Source organism: Bradyrhizobium sp. BRP56 (assembly GCF_020194035.1).
Lineage (GTDB): Bacteria > Pseudomonadota > Alphaproteobacteria > Rhizobiales > Xanthobacteraceae > Bradyrhizobium > Bradyrhizobium australafricanum.
The window spans coordinates 67,487-83,470 of sequence record NZ_JADYVV010000002.1 but is presented as its reverse complement, the minus strand read 5'-3'; the positions used below and the strand labels follow the sequence as shown (position 1 = coordinate 83,470).

General features: G+C 64.7%; 16 protein-coding genes. 5 read left to right on the top strand and 11 right to left on the bottom strand.

What is annotated here, in order from left to right; all coding sequences use genetic code 11:
• The first annotated feature begins 33 nt into the window (after positions 1 to 33).
• From I6F38_RS02085 to I6F38_RS02070, 4 genes are all read left to right on the top strand, one after another.
• Positions 34 to 540, top strand: a complete 507-nt coding sequence (locus I6F38_RS02085; protein WP_225158894.1) for a PaaI family thioesterase — start codon at positions 34 to 36, stop codon at positions 538 to 540.
• On the top strand, positions 537 to 1,799 hold the full coding sequence (locus I6F38_RS02080) for an MFS transporter (RefSeq protein ID WP_225158893.1): 1,263 nt from the start codon (positions 537 to 539) through the stop codon (positions 1,797 to 1,799). Before I6F38_RS02085 ends, I6F38_RS02080 begins: the two co-directional genes overlap by 4 nt.
• Before the next feature lie 69 nt (positions 1,800 to 1,868).
• Positions 1,869 to 2,591 carry a helix-turn-helix domain-containing protein gene (locus I6F38_RS02075; protein ID WP_225158892.1) on the top strand — a complete coding sequence of 241 codons (723 nt, stop codon included), beginning with the start codon at positions 1,869 to 1,871 and terminating at the stop codon, positions 2,589 to 2,591.
• Between the two features lie 72 nt (positions 2,592 to 2,663).
• Positions 2,664 to 3,428 (top strand): sulfite exporter TauE/SafE family protein, encoded by a 765-nt coding sequence (locus I6F38_RS02070; protein WP_225158891.1) that lies wholly within the window; start codon positions 2,664 to 2,666, stop codon positions 3,426 to 3,428.
• Between the two features lie 41 nt (positions 3,429 to 3,469).
• On the opposite strand, the gene I6F38_RS02065 is transcribed toward I6F38_RS02070, so the two are convergent.
• The 10 genes from I6F38_RS02065 to I6F38_RS02020 all read right to left on the bottom strand — a co-directional run bounded on the left by I6F38_RS02065 (position 3,470) and on the right by I6F38_RS02020 (position 13,265).
• Entirely contained in the window at positions 3,470 to 3,736 is a 267-nt protein-coding gene (locus I6F38_RS02065) for a hypothetical protein (protein ID WP_021078341.1), read from the bottom strand.
• 822 nt (positions 3,737 to 4,558) lie between these two features.
• Entirely contained in the window at positions 4,559 to 5,236 is a 678-nt protein-coding gene (locus I6F38_RS02060; protein ID WP_225158890.1) for a hypothetical protein, read from the bottom strand.
• A 30-nt stretch (positions 5,237 to 5,266) separates the two neighbouring features.
• On the bottom strand, positions 5,267 to 6,754 hold the full coding sequence (gatB, locus tag I6F38_RS02055) for an Asp-tRNA(Asn)/Glu-tRNA(Gln) amidotransferase subunit GatB (protein WP_225158889.1): 1,488 nt from the start codon (positions 6,752 to 6,754) through the stop codon (positions 5,267 to 5,269).
• 117 nt (positions 6,755 to 6,871) lie between these two features.
• The gene (locus I6F38_RS02050) at positions 6,872 to 8,233 is read right to left on the bottom strand and encodes a patatin-like phospholipase family protein (RefSeq protein ID WP_141341875.1); all 1,362 of its coding nucleotides are present in this window, start codon (positions 8,231 to 8,233) and stop codon (positions 6,872 to 6,874) included.
• A gap of 156 nt (positions 8,234 to 8,389) precedes the next feature.
• On the bottom strand, positions 8,390 to 8,680 hold the full coding sequence (locus I6F38_RS02045; RefSeq protein WP_225158888.1) for a hypothetical protein: 291 nt from the start codon (positions 8,678 to 8,680) through the stop codon (positions 8,390 to 8,392).
• Positions 8,681 to 8,683: 3 nt separating this feature from the next.
• Complete coding sequence (gene gatA, locus I6F38_RS02040) at positions 8,684 to 10,159, bottom strand: Asp-tRNA(Asn)/Glu-tRNA(Gln) amidotransferase subunit GatA (RefSeq protein ID WP_076834438.1); 1,476 nt, start codon at positions 10,157 to 10,159, stop codon at positions 8,684 to 8,686.
• Positions 10,156 to 10,398: a hypothetical protein gene (locus I6F38_RS02035; protein ID WP_225158887.1), complete on the bottom strand. Its 243-nt coding sequence runs from the start codon at positions 10,396 to 10,398 to the stop codon at positions 10,156 to 10,158. Before I6F38_RS02035 ends, gatA begins: the two co-directional genes overlap by 4 nt.
• Positions 10,399 to 10,476: 78 nt before the next feature.
• A complete protein-coding gene (gene gatC / locus I6F38_RS02030) occupies positions 10,477 to 10,764 on the bottom strand; it encodes an Asp-tRNA(Asn)/Glu-tRNA(Gln) amidotransferase subunit GatC (protein ID WP_225158886.1) in 288 nt (95 codons plus the stop codon).
• A 362-nt stretch (positions 10,765 to 11,126) separates the two neighbouring features.
• Entirely contained in the window at positions 11,127 to 12,206 is a 1,080-nt protein-coding gene (locus tag I6F38_RS02025; protein WP_225158885.1) for a nitronate monooxygenase family protein, read from the bottom strand.
• 18 nt (positions 12,207 to 12,224) lie between these two features.
• Positions 12,225 to 13,265, bottom strand: coding sequence for a nitronate monooxygenase (locus I6F38_RS02020; RefSeq protein ID WP_225158884.1), 1,041 nt, complete (start codon positions 13,263 to 13,265; stop codon positions 12,225 to 12,227).
• 58 nt (positions 13,266 to 13,323) lie between these two features.
• Here I6F38_RS02020 and I6F38_RS02015 point away from each other — a divergent pair, with 58 nt between their 5' ends.
• Positions 13,324 to 14,214 (top strand): LysR family transcriptional regulator, encoded by an 891-nt coding sequence (locus I6F38_RS02015; protein WP_225158883.1) that lies wholly within the window; start codon positions 13,324 to 13,326, stop codon positions 14,212 to 14,214.
• A 268-nt stretch (positions 14,215 to 14,482) separates the two neighbouring features.
• Here the strand turns inward: I6F38_RS02015 and I6F38_RS02010 are convergent, their stop codons facing one another.
• Positions 14,483 to 15,763 carry a serine hydrolase domain-containing protein gene (locus I6F38_RS02010; protein WP_225158882.1) on the bottom strand — a complete coding sequence of 427 codons (1,281 nt, stop codon included), beginning with the start codon at positions 15,761 to 15,763 and terminating at the stop codon, positions 14,483 to 14,485.
• Positions 15,764 to 15,984: the final 221 nt, after the last annotated feature.

Sequence of the window (15,984 nt, the reverse complement as noted above, 5' to 3'; positions counted from 1 at the left end):
CCCGACGGCTCCGTTTTCTTGATGGAGCAAGCCATGACTGAGGTCGCAAGCAAGCTTGCCATCCGCGAGATCGCTGCAGGCGGTCAGACCGGCCCGCTCGTCGAGCGCATCAATGCGTCGCAAGCCGGCAGCCTGCCCGGCCTGCTGGACTTTCAATGGCTCGAAGCCGGACGCGGCCACATCCGCGGCCGCTTCGAGATTGCCGCAAACCATTTCTCGCCGCACGGGCTGCTGCACGGCGCAAGCATCGTCGCATTGGCCGATACCGCATGCGGGTTCGGCTGCCTTGCGTCGTTGCCGGACGGCGCCATCGGCTTCGCCACCGGAGAGTTGAAGACCAACTTCATCGGCGCCGCGCGCGAAGGCGGCGTGAGCTGCGAGGCCCGCCTCGTTCACGCCGGGCGCACCACCCAGGTGTGGGACGCCGAGATCGGCAGCGAGGCGACAGGCAAGACCATCGCGCTGTTTCGCTGCACGCAGATGCTGCTCTACCCGCCGAGCAAGGCCGGTGGTCATGCGGCACAGGGAGAACGATCATGAGGAACGCCGTCATGCACGCCGGTTATCAACGAGCCAAGCCGTTCTATGGCTGGTACGTCGTCGCAGCAGCCTTCGTCGTGACGCTGATCGGCTTCGGCAGCGCCTACACATTCTCGTCCTTCGTCGAGTCCCTGCAGCGGGAGTTCGGCGCCTCGCGCGGCTCGGTGTCGCTGGTGTTCTCCTTCGCGGGCTTCCTGTATTTCGGCCTGGGAGTGATCTCCGGTCCGCTTGCCGATCGCTGGGGCGCACGCAGGCTCGCCGGCCTCGGAATGGCGCTGGTCGGTCTCGGCATGGTGCTGGCGGGACAGGCCCAGACCATCCTCCAGGTCTATGCCGCCTACAGCATCGGGATCGGCGCCGGCGTCGGTTGCGCCTACGTGCCGACCTTGGGCGCCGTGCAGCGCTGGTTCGTCAGGCGGCGCGGTTTTGCGTCGGGCCTCGCGGTCAGCGGGATCGGGGTCGGCACACTGGTGATGCCGCCGCTCGCGACCTGGCTGATCACGAGCCTCGGCTGGCGCGATGCCTATGTCGTGCTGGGCGTTGTCGCCGCCGTCGCCGGGATCGGTGCAGCGCTGCTGATCGCGGACGATCCGCGCCGCTACGGCACCGGACCGGATGGCGAACCGCTCGAGACGGTTTCGGGCGCGCCGCTCCGCCAGGGCGTCTCGATCCGCGCTGCGGTACGGAGCGCGCGCTTCGCCGGGCTCTATGCCGCCTGCCTGATCAGCGCGTTCGGCGTGTTCGTGCCCTTCGTGCACCTCGTGCCGTTTGCGGTCGATCATCAGGTCGCGCCGACGCTGGCCGTGCTGTTGCTCGGGATGATCGGGGTCGGCAGCACGGCCGGCCGGTTCTTCCTCGGCGGCATCGCCGACCGCGTCGGCCGCGAGGCATTCCTGGTCGCGATGTATCTCGGCATGGCCGTCTCGCTGGCGATCTGGGCGATCGCCGGCACCTTCTGGTCGCTCACGGCCTTCGCGCTGCTGTTCGGCCTGTTCTATGGCGGCTGGGTCGCGATCCTGCCCGCTGTGGTCACCGACCATTTCGGCGGCCGCAATGTCGGCGGCATCATCGGCATCCTCTACACCAGCGTCGCGGTGGGCACGCTGCTCGGCCCGAGCGCCGCCGGCTTCGCCTACGACATCAGCCACAGCTACTTCATTCCGGTGGCGATCAGTGCAGCCGCCAACCTCGTCGCCGCCCTCATCGCAATGGCGACCATGCGAACGGCCTCGCCGATCGCCTCGGTTGCGCAGCGGTGACGTCCCATGACGGGCGGTGATCCCCCGTGCTACGCTTGGGATCACCCACCCCATCGGTTCGAGACCTCTGTGATCACGCGCCTCGCCATGACCAATGCCTGGACTTATCGGCGAACCGACAGGGAAGACATCGTCGAACTGGCATCGTGGCGCGGCGCCGGCTCGCTTGGCCTCAAGCCGCACTTCCATGACGAGAGCCAGATCGTGCTGGTGCTGTCGGGGTCGCGCGCCTTTCGCATCGGCGGCGCCACCGTCACCGTGCCTGCCGGCCATGCCGCGCTCATTCCGGCGGGAATGCTGCATGCGCCGATGACGATGTCGGATGAGGAAACGGTCTGCCTCAACGCCTACGTTCCAGCCGGCCGCGTCTGCTCGTCGGTGCGGATCATCCGTTTCGGGCAGCGTTGGCGGAACGTCGGCGAGATCTCGCCCGAGCACGTCAGCGAGATCGCCGACGACATCCTGTCGTGCGCGCCATCTCACCCCGCCGGCTGCACCGACAGGACGAAGCTTGGTATCGCATTGACCGAGAGCGTCGCGCCGATCGGCGCGATTGCCGCCGGCTTCGGGCAAAGCCGCGAAGGGTTCAGCCGCATGGTCAGCCGCGAGCTCGGCATCCCGCCGCATACCTTCCGCCTGCTGGCCCGCCTCAATCTTGCCCGGCAATTGCTGCGCGCCGGCGAGCCGATCGCAGCAGTCGCGGCCGATGCTGGCTTTTCCGACCAGAGCCACCTCACCCGGCTGTTCCGCCGCACCTTTGGCACGACGCCGGGCGTCTACTGGCGCGGCTGAAGTGACATCACAGACGTTCCAGACCGATTGGCGCGCCGCCCGCTAGCCTGCTCACCCTCAAGAGGGTGAAAGATGGATGCCCAGACAAGTCTTCTGCTGCTGGCGGCCGGGGTCGCCGGAGGGATCATCAATGCACTGGCGGGCGGCGCGACGCTCATCACCTTTCCGGCGATGCTCGCGGCGGGCCTGCCGGCCGTCATCGCCAACGCGTCGAATGCAGTGGCGATCTCGCCGGGGCATTTGATCGCCGCGCTCGCCGATCGCGGCAAGCTGCCGCCGCCGACGCGGCGCACGATCAGCTACGTCGTGATCGCCGCGGTGGGCGGCGCGGTCGGCGCCGGCGTGCTGTTGCTGCTTCCGGAACGCCTGTTCGTCCTGCCGGTGCCGGCCTTGATTGCGTTCGCAACGTTGCTGTTCGGCTTCGCGCCGCAGATCCAGGGATGGACCATCGGGTGCGAGAGGGCCGCAGCGCTGCCCTCGACCGGCGCGAGCGGTGCTATCCTGGGATTGGCGTGCGTCTATGGAGGGTTCTTCGGTGCCGGTCTCGGCGTCATCCTGACCGCGGTGCTGTCGATCACCGAGCCCAACGACATCAGGGCGATCAAGGCGTTGAAGAACCTGCTCGCGACCTGCGTGTCGCTCGCTGCCACATTGATCTTTGTCTTGCAGGGGGTGGTGCGGTGGCGGGAGACCTTGGCGATGCTGCTCGGCGCCATGGTCGGCGGCTATGCCGGCGGTTTCCTGATCCGGATCCTTCCCGGCCACATCGTCCGGCAGTTCGTCATCGTGGCCGGAGCGGTGACGACGGTGGTCTACGCGGCGCGATACTGGTTCTAGGTGGAGCGAGGGAGCCGAGGCTCCCATCGACATCGGTTGGCTTAGTGCGTCGTCATCCAGGCGCGGGCTTCACGTTGAGCGGCCGCGATCTCGACATCGGACATCTGCTCGGCGACTTCGCGGCGGTGCGCGATCGCGTCAGTACGTCCCTTAAGCGCCGCCAGGTTGAACCATTTGTGCGCCGCGACGAGGTTGACCACGCCGGAGCGGCCGCTCGCCCAATACATGCCACGTTCGAACAGCACGTCCTGGATCGCCGTTGCGGCAACCGGGACAGCGCTTTCCTGATCGATGACCCCCTGAAACATTCTCAATCCCCTTTTTGTTGTTGGCCGCCCTCCCCCGAGCGCGGCCCCCGTCCACTGTTAAACTACCCTGTCATTCCCGGGCTGATCTCCTGATCATGCCCCGCGCTGATCCTTGGGATCGCCGCGTGCCGTTTGCCGGCTTGTTGGGATGATCATGGCCCATCAAATTTGAAGAGCGGTTTAAGTATCGCGATGAACGGGATGTAAATCGGCGTCGCCGAGGGCGCATCGAGGAATCGCAGAAGTGCCTGTGCCGCAGGCACTTCCTTGCATTCGTGAACGCCGGTTTACCCTGGTGTTTGGGACAACGATAACCATGGCGGACATTGGCCGCGAGCGCCGGCGGGTCCCACCAGGCAATCAGTTTCGAAATTGACGGAGGGGCCGCGCGACCATGGACGAGCCGCGGAGCGGCGTGCGGTCGGGTGCACAGACAAAAGCAACGCGAGGCCGTCAGGCCCAACGTCGATCCGGAACGGGGATGGGGAAAGTGGCTGCCGGGCGCGGACTGCGCGGGCCGCCGGAACGAGGGGGTCGGCGAACACGTCAGGACCAGATTTCAGCTCGGCATTCTCGCCGGTGAAATTGCGGAACCAAGCGGGCTCCGCACCGAACGAAGAAATCTCTGTTTCTTCTGCCGGACCGGTTTTGGGAAGGTTGCCCTCTCCGAAATTCGATCCAGCCGTTTGACCTGATGTCTCGCCGACACCCTCTTTCGTCAGCCAGAGCCTTGGGGGTGGGATGTGCCTCTCAGCAGTCCGTCCGCTGGCTCTCGCGACGTGCCGGCGTCAAGCCGCCGGCAATCCTCTCGAGGCGAGAGGCTTACTTCTTCTTGGCGACCTTGCGGGTCTTCTTCGCAGTCTTCTTCACTGCGCTCTTCGCCTTCTTCGCCTTCTTCGCCTTCTTTGCCTTCTTAGCCATGTTGCCCTCCAGTATGTGAGATGGCTCTACTTCGCTGCGTGCACTCGGGAATCGATATGCACTACTTCCCGAATACACCAACAGACCGAAAAAAACAGTGTCCCGCTTAAGGAAGTGTTGACGCAGCGGTGGCAACGCGCACAGCGCGCGTCGCCGTTCAAATCGACGATGCAATCGCGCGACGATGCAAGAAGTGCAACAGCCGCCGACATCGGCATTTGTCAACGTTGCAGGAAACGCTTGTATTGCAGGCCTTTCTTGAATTCGCATTGAAGCGATCGACGCGCGACCGTCATTGCGTTGAGTCGCGAGCGGCGACGAAAAGCGGCGCGACGCCGACGCCGAGTCGTAATTTTTGGCAACGAAAAAAATTTCGTGGGTAAGACGGGTTTTGCCTCGTTTGAGGTCATCCGAACCGGATTTGCGAACGAATCGCGGCTTCTGCGATTCGGCGCCGGTGGCGCCGGCGCGCCACGAACGGAGGGTGTGAGGCAGGATCACGCCGCGTTCACGCGCGCGCGACGACACCGAAGGTGACGGCAAAGGAGCATGCAAGGGAGCATGATCCGGCTGGATCATGCGCCAAGGACAACATCATTGTCCTGTTGTTCAGATGCCGAGCTTCGACTTCAAGAGGTCGTTGACCGCCTGCGGGTTCGCCTTGCCGCCCGACGACTTCATCACCTGACCGACGAACCAGCCGACCAGTTGCGGCTTCGCCTTCGCTTGCTCGACCTTGTCGGGATTGGCCGCGATGATGTCGTCGACCACCTTCTCGATCGCGCCGAGGTCGGTGACCTGCTTCATGCCGCGCGCCTCGACGAGCGCGCGCGGATCGCCGCCCTCCTGCCAGACGATCTCGAACAAGTCCTTGGCGATCTTGCCGGAAATCGTTCCCTCGCCGATCAGGTCGACGATCGCGGCGAGTTGCTCCGCCGACACCGGCGAGGCTGCGATCTCGACGCCTTCCTTGTTGAGACGACCGAACAATTCGTTGATCACCCAATTGGCGGCGAGCTTGCCGTCGCGTGCCTTGTCGGCAAGACCCGACAGCACCGTCTCGTAGAACTCCGCGCTCTCGCGCTCGGCAACCAGCACGCTCGCATCATAGGGCGACAGGCCGAAGCCCGTAATAAAACGGGATTTCTTCTCGTCCGGCAGTTCCTGCAGCTGCGCCTTGAGATCGTCGACGAAGGCCTGGCTGAACTCGAGCGGCAACAGATCGGGATCGGGGAAGTAACGGTAGTCGTGCGCCTCTTCCTTGGAGCGCATCGAGCGGGTCTCGCCCTTGTTCGGGTCGAACAGCCGGGTTTCCTGGTCGATCGAGCCGCCGTCCTCGATGATCTCGATCTGACGCCGCGCCTCGTACTCGATCGCCTGGCCGATGAAGTTGACCGAGTTCATGTTCTTGATTTCGCAGCGGGTGCCGAACGCGGTCTCGCCGTAACGGCGCACCGAGACGTTGACGTCGGCGCGCAGATTGCCCTTCTCCATGTCGCCGTCGCAGGTGCCGAGGTAGCGCAGGATCGAGCGCAGCTTGGTGACGTAGGCCTTGGCCTGCTCGGCGTCGCGGATGTCGGGCTTGGAGACGATCTCCATCAGCGCGACGCCACAACGGTTGAGGTCGACATAGGACATCGTCGGCGACTGATCGTGCAGCAACTTGCCGGCGTCCTGCTCCAGGTGCAGCCGCTCGATCCCGATCGTGACGCTGCGGCCGCCGTCGAGCTCGAGCGACACCTCGCCCTCGCCCACGATCGGCGACTTGTACTGGCTGATCTGGTAGCCCTGCGGCGAGTCCGGATAGAAATAGTTCTTGCGGTCGAACACCGAGCGCAGGTTAATCTGCGCATTCAGCCCGAGACCGGTGCGCACCGCCTGGCGGACACACTCCTCATTGATCACGGGCAACATGCCCGGCATCGCGGCATCGACCAGCGAGACATGTGAATTGGGCTCGCCGCCGAACGCGGTCGATGCGCCGGAGAACAGCTTCGCGTTCGAGGTGACCTGGGCATGGATCTCCATGCCGATCACGACCTCCCAATCGCCGGTGGCGCTCTTGATCAGTTTGTGCGGGGAGGCAGATGCGGTCATGGATCTCGGTTTCCGGATAAAGGATATCTGGGATGGATTGGGCTTCGCGCAACCAATCGCGCCAGTCAAGCCGCCTTCCTGTCCTCTTGCGGCCCGCCGCCGTCGCCTGCGGCGGGATCAGAGCCCGCGCCGGAACTGCTGGTAGGCCTTGCTCGAACGCAGCGCGTCGGCGCCGCCCGCGATCAGTTGGTCGACCTGCTCCGGCGGCAGCGACAACCGCGTCGGGATGGCGTTCAGGATGCCGGCGCGGTCCGGTCCGAGCCGGTCGAAGCCGAGCCGCTCGACATAGATCGCGACGTCGCCGCATTTCCAGCCGGCGCCGACGCCGAGCCGGCTGCGCTCCGCCGCCGACAGCCCGCAGCGCCAGCGCTTCAGCTTGCCGGACCAGTCCTCGGCAAGCGCCGTGAAGGCGGCGTAGCTGGAGCGCACGCTGGCATCGATCGCGGTGTCGGCGGCTGCGGACACCAGTTCGACGCCGCTCGGCCCTTCGAGCGTCTGCACGAAGTCGCCTGAGATGCCGCGGCCGGCGTCGACCACCAGGAACAGGATGCGCTTCAGCTTGGCTGCCTGCCGTTCGTTCAGCGGCTCGTAGGGACGCTGCGCGGCGAGCAAGCCGATGCTCAGCCCCGACAGACCGTAATTGTCGACGAGGCCGCCATCGAGCAGCTTGACGTAGCGCATCGAGCCGTCGCGGTAATGTGCCTGGGCCTCGGCGTAGGCGCGCAGCAACGGCTGTGCGTTCGGATCGTTGCGCACCCGCTCGAGCCAGGCCGGCAGCGGCGCGGCGCAACCGCCTGGATAGGTTTGCAGCACGATCGGGGCGAACGCCAGCGGCACCGCGGCGGATGCCGCCACCGCTTCGGCGACACGATACGATCTGATGTCGCTGCACAAGGCATCGAACGACGTCTTGCCGAACACGAACGGCGTGCGGTTGTAGATATCAGACGCGTTGATCCAGACCCGCGGCCGGCGATCGTCGGCCAGTGCGTCGAACCGCGCGCCGTCGAACAAATTCTGATCGAGCCAGTCGGTGAACTGGCTGTCGTTGACGCCGCCGCCGAGCGCGCGCCCGATATTGCCGAGGGAGATCCGGGTCTTCAGTCCCTCCTCGGCGTTGCGCAGCAGGAAGCGCTGGCGGAAATCGTCGAGCGCCGCGCGGCGCTTCAACCCGAAATAGGCGGCGGTGACCGATCCGCCGGAGACGCCGGAGACGAAGTCGACGCGGTCGAGCAGCGTCTTGGTGCCCGCCGCACTCGAACGCGTGTGGTCAAGCTCCTCCAGCACGCCGAAGGAAAACGCCGCCGCGCGGGTGCCGCCGCCGGAGAACGACAGCGCGAGCAGCAGATCATCTTCATAGGCCGGAATGTCGCGAGCACTGCTGTTGTCGGCGAGCGCGGCACCGAGCGGCACATTGCCGGGCAGATTGTAGACGGAGGCGCAGCCGGCAAGGCCCGCCGCCACCACGGCCGCCAGCATTGCTGACAGCCATCCCCCTATGCCCGACCCACGCACGAATACTCTCTTTTGCCGCTGGCCCCCGCCCGGTTCCATTAGCCTATCACGGCCAATCTGGGCGGCGGCATGGCGGCCGAAACAGGGTTAATGCTCGCGGTGCCTCCGCACCGGCGTCCTTTAGCCGCGCTGCGCCAGCAGCGCGGCTACGATCCGCTCCCACTCGGCCTCAAGCGTGTCCTTTGCGACCGGCTGGCCGGCCTGGCGATACCAGTAGCCGGCATTGCCGAGATCGCCCTCGACGCGATGCAGATGGGCATGCACCCAGGCCGAATTGGCGTCGCCCTCGTCCTGCACGATGCGGTGCGCCTGGTCCCAATCGCCCTTCTTCGCCCACCACAACGCGGCGAGCGGCGGCGACAGCGCCGCATCGGGCGCGGTGTCAGCGAGACTGGCGCGGAAATCCGCCATCGCTCACCACCATCTGGGCGCCGTGAACCGGCCGGCCGCCTGCTCGATCACCTCGCCGAGCGAGAACAGCGTCTCCTCATCGAACGGACGGCCGATCAGTTGCAGGCCGAGCGGCAGGCCTTGCGAGTCCTTGCCGGCGGGCACGGCGATGCCCGGCAGGCCCGCCATGTTCACGGTCACCGTGAAGATGTCGTTGAGATACATCTCGACCGGATCGGCGCCGCCCTTCTCGCCGATGCCGAACGCTGCCGACGGCGTCGCCGGCGTCAGGATTGCGTTGACACCCTTGGCGAAGCAGTCCTCGAAGTCCTTCTTGATCAGCGTCCGGACCTTTTGCGCACGCAGATAATAGGCATCGTAGTAACCGGCCGACAGCACATAGGTGCCGATCAGCACGCGGCGGCGCACCTCGTCGCCAAAACCATCGGCGCGGGTGTTCTCGTACATCTCGATGATGTTCCTGCCCGGTTCGCGCAGCCCGTAGCGCACGCCGTCGTAGCGCGCGAGGTTCGACGAGGCCTCCGCCGGCGCCACGATGTAATAGGCCGGCAGCGCATATTTGGTGTGCGGCAGCGACACCTCGACGAGTTCGGCGCCGGCGGCCTTCAGCCACTGCGCGCCCTCGCTCCAGAGCTTTTCGATCTCGGCCGGCATGCCGTCGAGCCGATATTCCCTGGGGATGCCGATCTTCATGCCCTTCACGGACTTGCCGATCGCGGCCTCGTAATCCGGCACGGCGATGTCCACCGACGTGGTGTCCTTGGGATCGTGCCCCGCCATCGAGCGCATCAGGATCGCGGCATCGCGCGTCGAGCGCGCGATCGGGCCGGCCTGGTCGAGCGAGGATGCAAACGCGACGATGCCCCAGCGCGAGCAGCGGCCATAGGTCGGCTTGATGCCGACGGTTGCAGTGAACGCGGCGGGCTGGCGGATCGAGCCGCCGGTGTCGGTCGCGGTCGCGCCCATGCAGAGAGCAGCCGCCACCGCCGAAGCCGAGCCGCCGGACGAGCCGCCCGGCACCAGCGTGGTATTGGAGCCCTCGCGCCGCCACGGGTTGGTGACCGGGCCGAAGCACGAGGTCTCGTTCGACGAGCCCATCGCGAACTCGTCATTGTTGAGTTTGCCGAGCAGCACCGCGCCGTCGCGCCACAGCTGCGAGGTCACCGTCGACTCGTAGGGCGGAATGAAATTGCCGAGGATATTCGAGCACGCCGTGGTCCTGATGTCGCGGGTCGCGAACAGGTCCTTGATGCCGAGCGGGATGCCGGCGAGCGGTCCGCCCTCGCCTTTTGCAATTTTCGCGTCGGCGGCCTTGGCCATCTCGCGGGCGCGGTCGGGCGTCTCGAGCACATAGGCGTTGAGCACGCGCGCGGCTTCGATCGCGGCGAGATGCGCATCGGTCAGCTCAACGGCGGTGAAAGACTTGCTCGCCAGGCCCTCGCGGGCCTCGGCGATCGTCAGCGATGTCAAATCAGTCATTTATTGATCGGGCTGCAGAAGAACGAAGACAGGGTCTTGTCGTTGGCGGGGTCGTCTTGGCGCGCCAGGTTATTTGCCTTGGCATTTTCCTTGGCGCGGGCGGCGTCAAGCGCCTCGAGATGGTCGAGCACGGCGTCCATCGCCGCGTTGGGATCGGCGACCTTCCCCTTGCGCTCCATGGCATCGAGGAAGTCCATATAGGCCTTGTAGGCCTTCTCATCGTCGCACAGCAGACACATTGAACTTTGTCGCTTTTGTTTGACGCGTTTTCTTCACGCGAACCAGTATCCACTTCACTCGAAAACGCGATGCTTGCGTTACTCGACCACCTTCGGCACCAGGAAGAAGTCGTTCACGGTGTCGGGCGCGTTGCGGACGATGACGTCGGCGATCTCGCCGTCATTGACCACATCGGCGCGCTTCTTCATCTCCATCGGCGTCACCGAGGTCATCGGCTCGACGCCGTCGACATTCACTTCCGACAGCTGCTCCACAAAAGCCAGCATCGCGTTCAGCTCGCCCTGGAGATGGGGAACTTCGGCGTCGCTGACCGCGATCCGCGCCAGATGCGCGATGCGGCGGACGGTCGTAGCGTCTACGGACATTATATAGGGCCTCGGGGCTGAAAGGTCAGCCTGCCGTATAGCAGAGGCCGGTTTTGCGCCGCAACCGCGCGGATTTGCCCGCCCAACGGGGCTTTGGAGCCCATCCGGCGACCGGACAAGACACCCTGCCACGGATTCCGGCTGCGAAACGCACGGCGAAACCAGTTCGCGGCCGCCGCGAAGTCGTCCCGAAACATTCACGGCGCCTACTGACCCCAAGCAGAAAAGTTCGGAGCGCGTCATGTCAATGCTCAACGGCAGCCCCCGCCCGGAGGGCTGGGACCCGGCCCTCTGGTCGATCGGCACGGCGCTGGGGGTCGCGATCCTCTACGTGGCCTGCCTGATCTGAACGAGGCCGCGCGTCAGGTCTGAGACAGAGCCGCCATCCGCGCCAGCGCGGCGCCGGCCAGCGCCCGGGTCAGCTCGGCCGCCGGCATTTCCTTGCCCATCCGCACCGCCTGCCCGGCCCACAGATTGGTGAAATCGACCTTGCCCTGCTTTTCGGCAGCCGCCTTCAGCGGTCCGAGGGCGGTCGCTGCGTGCGGGAACGCCGGCGCGTCCGGCGAGATCGGCCCGACCTCGCGCATCACACGGTTGGCGACGCCGCGCGCCGGGCGGCCGGTCATCACATTGGTGATGACGGTGGATTCGTCGCTCGCCTGCGCCAGCGCGACGCGGGCCTGCGCCGTCACCTTGGACTCCGGGCAGCGCAGATAGGCCGAGCCGACCTGCACGCCGGAGGCGCCGAGCGCGAATGCCGCGGCAATCCCGCGCCCGTCGGCGATGCCGCCGGCCGCGACGACCGGCACCTTGACCGCATCCACTACCTGGGGCAGCAGCGAGAACGTCCCGGGCTGCTCGGCGATGTTATCGGTCAGGAACATGGCGCGATGGCCGCCGGCGTCGGCGCCTTGCGCGATGATGACGTCGGCGCCGTTCTCCTCGAGCCAGATCGCTTCCTTCACCGTCGTCGCCGACGACATCACGGTGGCGCCGGTGGCTTTCACCCGCTGCAACAGGTTTGGCTCCGGCAGGCCGAAATGGAAGCTGACGACCTCGGGCTTCAGCTCCTCGACCACCGCGCAGAACGCCGCGTCGAACGGCGCGCGGTTCGCCGCATTGATCGGCGCATTCGGATCGAGACCATGCTCGCGATAGTATGGCGCCAGCCGTTGCCGCCAGTTCGCCTCGCGCGCCGGATCGGCGTCGACCGCCTTGTGGCAGAAGAAGTTGAGGTTGACCGGCGCAGAAACGCGTTGACGGATGATGTTGACCTGCTCGCGCGCCTTCTCGGCCGACAGCATCGCACATGGCAGCGAGCCGAGCCCGCCCCCCTGCGCCACCGCAATCACCAGCTCCGCATCCATCACGCCGGCCATCGGCGCCAGCACGATCGGGAATTCGGTCTTGAAACGATCGATCAATCGACGGTCCGGCCACATGGTGCGTCTCACGCTTGTTCAGGTCAAAGAGGAAAGAGAGTTGCGCCGGCCCTGCAACGACTGCTCGGCCTCGGCGACGATGCGTCCGACGATCTCGGCCGCCGGAACGATATCATGGATCAGGCCGACGGACTCGCCGGCAAACACCGCGGCGACATCGAAATTGGCGGCGGCCTTCGCGGCGGCATACTCCACCGCGATGTCGTCGGCGCGCTGCATCAGCTCGATCTCGCGCCCGCTCCAGCGCCGCAGATGATCGTTGGCGAGCGAACGCGCGGTGAACGGCGCCGGCCACATCAGCTTGCGCGACCAGTCGAACACCACGCCGCGCACCGTCTCGCCGCTCTTTGCCGCACAGATCAGCTGCTTGGCCTGCTCGGCCGCGTCGGCCTCGACGCTGGCGTAGAAGCGCGTTCCCATCAGCACGCCGGACGCGCCGAGCATCATCATCGCCGCGAGGCCACGCCCGTCCGCGATGCCGCCGGCCGCAACCACAGGCACGCGCCCCGCCGCGAAATCGATGATCGCCGGCACGATGTCGAGCGTGGTGCGCGATGCGCCGTGACCGCCCGCCTCCGTGCCCTGCGCGATCAGGATGTCGGCGCCGCAATCGAGCGCCTGCCGCGCCATCTCCTCGCTCTGCACCTGGCAGATCAGCAGCGCGCCTGCGGCCTTGATCTTCGGCGCGAACGGCGCGGGATCGCCGAATGACAGCATCACCGCGCGCGGCCGCGCATCCAGCGCGATGTCGATCAGCTCGGGCTGCCTGGCGAGACTCCAGGTGATGAAGCCGATGCCGAACGGCTTTGCAAAACCCTTCAGCTTCGCGGTCTCGGTCTGCAGCCGCGTCTTGTCGCCGTAGCCGCCGCCCAGAATGCCGAAGCCGCCGGCGACGCTGACCGCCTTGACCAGCCCGCTGCCGGCAATCGTGTCCATCGGCGCCAGCAGGATCGGATGCTCGATGTCCAGACGTGCCGTCAATTCGGTGCTGATCGGCATGCGCTTGCTCCCTGTTCTGGACTTGCTGTTCTGGACTTGCAGCCTAAGCGGGCCTAACATTCTCGGATAATGAATACTAGAGAACGCTACCATCTCTAAATCAGAACGGTGGTCCCAGATGGAATTAACCGACCTGCTCACCTTTTCCACGGTCGCCCGGCTCGGCGGCATCACCCGGGCCGCCGACGAGCTGAACACCGTGCAGTCGAACGTCACCCAGCGCATCAAGGCGCTGGAGGCCGAGATAGGCACGACGCTGTTCGAGCGCCACAGCCGCGGCATGTCGCTGACCGGCGCCGGCCGCCGCCTGTTGCCCTATGCGCAGCGCATGGCGGCGTTGTCGCGCGAAGCCGTGCTTGCGGCGCGCGACGATGGCGAGCCGAAGGGTCCACTGTCGATCGGCTCGATGGAAACCACCGCCGCGGTGCGGCTGCCGACGCTGCTCGCCGAGTTTCATCGCCGCTATCCCGCGGTGCGCCTGACCTTGCGCACCGCGCCGACCGCCGACCTCGTTGCCGCCGTGCTCGACGGCTCGCTCGACGGCGCCTTTGTTGCCGGTCCGATCGAGCATGCCGAACTGTCAGCGACATCAGCCTTCACCGAGGAACTGGTGTTGGTCACCGCGCAGCGCTGGAAATCGTTGGCCGCGTTGCGCGCCGGCACGCCGGAGTCGGGCCCGACCGCGCTGGTGTTCCGCACCGGCTGCACCTACCGGCAGCGTCTCGAACAGGTGTTCACCGAGTTCGGCTGGCCGTCGGCCGTCCGCTTCGAGTTCGGCACGCTGGACGGCATGGTCGGCTGCGTCGCCGCCGACATGGGAGTCACCCTGCTGCCGCGCGCCGTCGTCGAGCGCGACCATGTCCAGCGCGACATCAACATCCACAAGCTCAATCCGCAGCATGCGCATGTCGAGACACTGTTCATCCAGCGCCGCACCGCGCATCAGTACAGCGCGTTGCAGGGGCTGGCCGCGTGCCTCGGTGGCGACGAGCGGGTGATCGCCGCCTGACCGGCGGGGCAATCACAATTGGGGGATCGGCACGATCAGTGTCTCCAAAAACTCGTCATGCCCGGGCTGATTCTAACCGAGGCAGACATCTGTTGACCGTGGCGATTTGCCGCTCGTTCCCCGACCGGTCTTCACACAAAACAGAACTACTGCAAGTCTCATTGAGGAGAGGATCCGTTGTCTCTGTGGACGAGCGCCTGGAAGGCGACGGGCGCCAGCCGCTCCGCTCGCAGCCGGCTGCGGTGGCGCGCTCTTGTTCGTTGGACCGCTAACTGATGTTTGCCTGCAGATGCCTTTCGACGATGCTTGGGATGTTCGTCGAGGCAATGGGTGAATTCACGAAGACAGCGATTAAAGTATCATTTGGCGCGAAGGTGACCGAACATTGTTGCGTTCGACTCATGCCATCTGACCAGTAACCGCTCTTCATGAAGCAGTCCTGTACGCCGTCCGAGAGCTGCCACTCCTTCGTGTCGTCAAGACCGAAGTTATAGCGAAGAGCTTGATGCGATGCGGACTTGCGAACAATCCCGTCACCGTCCCAATAAGCCGACATGATGTTAAGAATCTCATCGACAGAGAACCACCAGGCGTCGGTACCGGCACCTAACCAGGGGTCGGCCTTCCAGCCTGGCGCTCGAAGTGATGCGGAATAGGCTAGGCTGTCCTCGTCGGCGGGATGGATTTTTGCAGTGACGGAGGCGGGCCTCAGAATATTGCGGCTCACGTATTTGACGTAATCATCAACCGAGAGGGCGTCCCAAAGCGTATCATGTGCATCGGGGTCTTCTGGAACGCCAAACTCAGCATTAGGATCGATCATGCCTGACATGACTGCCATTGCGATCCGAAGACCGATGAAGTTGCCGTTATGATAACTCCACTGACCGAAATTTGCCGGATCGACGCCGCGTTCGACGTACTGTTTAAAATCATAATAAGTATAGCCGTCGTTTAGTCCTCCATATTGGATCTGGCGAAAGCCTGAAGTCATGGTGAGCAGATGGCGGAGGGTGATCTGCCGCGAGGTCGGAGCAACCCGAAAATGGCGTGGCAGAAAGTTTGTTATCGAGGTGTCGACATCGATACCCTTGTCGAGTAGGAGCTTCGTAACCGCCATCGACGTAACAAGCTTGCTGACGCTGGCCACGTGCATTTTGATAGTCGTGTCCCAGTTCTTTGCATCTGAGTCAGGCGAAATCCTTGCTGACCCGCCATTTAGGGTGAAGACAGTTTGTCCGCGGCGACGCACGCGCATAGAGTACCCGGCGACGCCTAAACCGCTCAGAGCCGCGCTCATGTCGGCCTCGAAATTGCTATCGTTGACGGTACGCCGAGTCTTCGGATCGGTGTTAGCTCCGACGATCGGGAAGTCTGGTTCTTTGACGTTTGGCGGAGTGCTGACAATCGTCGCTGTATCGAACGTATCGCGCGCATCTAGATATCGATCGATGCCTTCTGGCGTTAGATGATGCTTAGAGAGAAACTTTGAGGCTTGCGCTGATCGGAAGGTTTTCCTCAATTCAGAGGATTTGCGGTTCTCAATCATTTTCACTCCTGGAGAAATTATGTGCAAGGCTGCGATTGCTTCAGCACATGACTTGAACTCATCGCGATCGCAGATCTGGAGTCAATCGAAAGTCTACTGCCGGCGAGAAATCCGCCTGCTTGAGACGCTGCTCCGATGCGGTAATGAGTGTCGGCTTGATCAGCATGATGCTCTCCGTTCAAAATCAAAAATAAATAGCGCGCCGCGAAAGCCTTACGAAT

Coding starts and splice junctions, on each gene's coding strand:
- I6F38_RS02085 (WP_225158894.1), top strand. CDS start 34: ATGACTGAGGTCGCAAGCAAGCTTGCCATCCGCGAGATCGCTGCAGGC.
- I6F38_RS02080 (WP_225158893.1), top strand. CDS start 537: ATGAGGAACGCCGTCATGCACGCCGGTTATCAACGAGCCAAGCCGTTC.
- I6F38_RS02070 (WP_225158891.1), top strand. CDS start 2,664: ATGGATGCCCAGACAAGTCTTCTGCTGCTGGCGGCCGGGGTCGCCGGA.
- I6F38_RS02065 (WP_021078341.1), bottom strand. CDS start 3,736: ATGTTTCAGGGGGTCATCGATCAGGAAAGCGCTGTCCCGGTTGCCGCA.
- I6F38_RS02060 (WP_225158890.1), bottom strand. CDS start 5,236: ATGATCCAGCCGGATCATGCTCCCTTGCATGCTCCTTTGCCGTCACCT.
- gatB (WP_225158889.1), bottom strand. CDS start 6,754: ATGACCGCATCTGCCTCCCCGCACAAACTGATCAAGAGCGCCACCGGC.
- I6F38_RS02050 (WP_141341875.1), bottom strand. CDS start 8,233: ATGCTGGCGGCCGTGGTGGCGGCGGGCCTTGCCGGCTGCGCCTCCGTC.
- I6F38_RS02045 (WP_225158888.1), bottom strand. CDS start 8,680: ATGGCGGATTTCCGCGCCAGTCTCGCTGACACCGCGCCCGATGCGGCG.
- gatA (WP_076834438.1), bottom strand. CDS start 10,159: ATGACTGATTTGACATCGCTGACGATCGCCGAGGCCCGCGAGGGCCTG.
- I6F38_RS02035 (WP_225158887.1), bottom strand. CDS start 10,398: ATGTGTCTGCTGTGCGACGATGAGAAGGCCTACAAGGCCTATATGGAC.
- gatC (WP_225158886.1), bottom strand. CDS start 10,764: ATGTCCGTAGACGCTACGACCGTCCGCCGCATCGCGCATCTGGCGCGG.
- I6F38_RS02025 (WP_225158885.1), bottom strand. CDS start 12,206: ATGTGGCCGGACCGTCGATTGATCGATCGTTTCAAGACCGAATTCCCG.
- I6F38_RS02020 (WP_225158884.1), bottom strand. CDS start 13,265: ATGTTAGGCCCGCTTAGGCTGCAAGTCCAGAACAGCAAGTCCAGAACA.
- I6F38_RS02015 (WP_225158883.1), top strand. CDS start 13,324: ATGGAATTAACCGACCTGCTCACCTTTTCCACGGTCGCCCGGCTCGGC.
- I6F38_RS02010 (WP_225158882.1), bottom strand. CDS start 15,763: ATGATTGAGAACCGCAAATCCTCTGAATTGAGGAAAACCTTCCGATCA.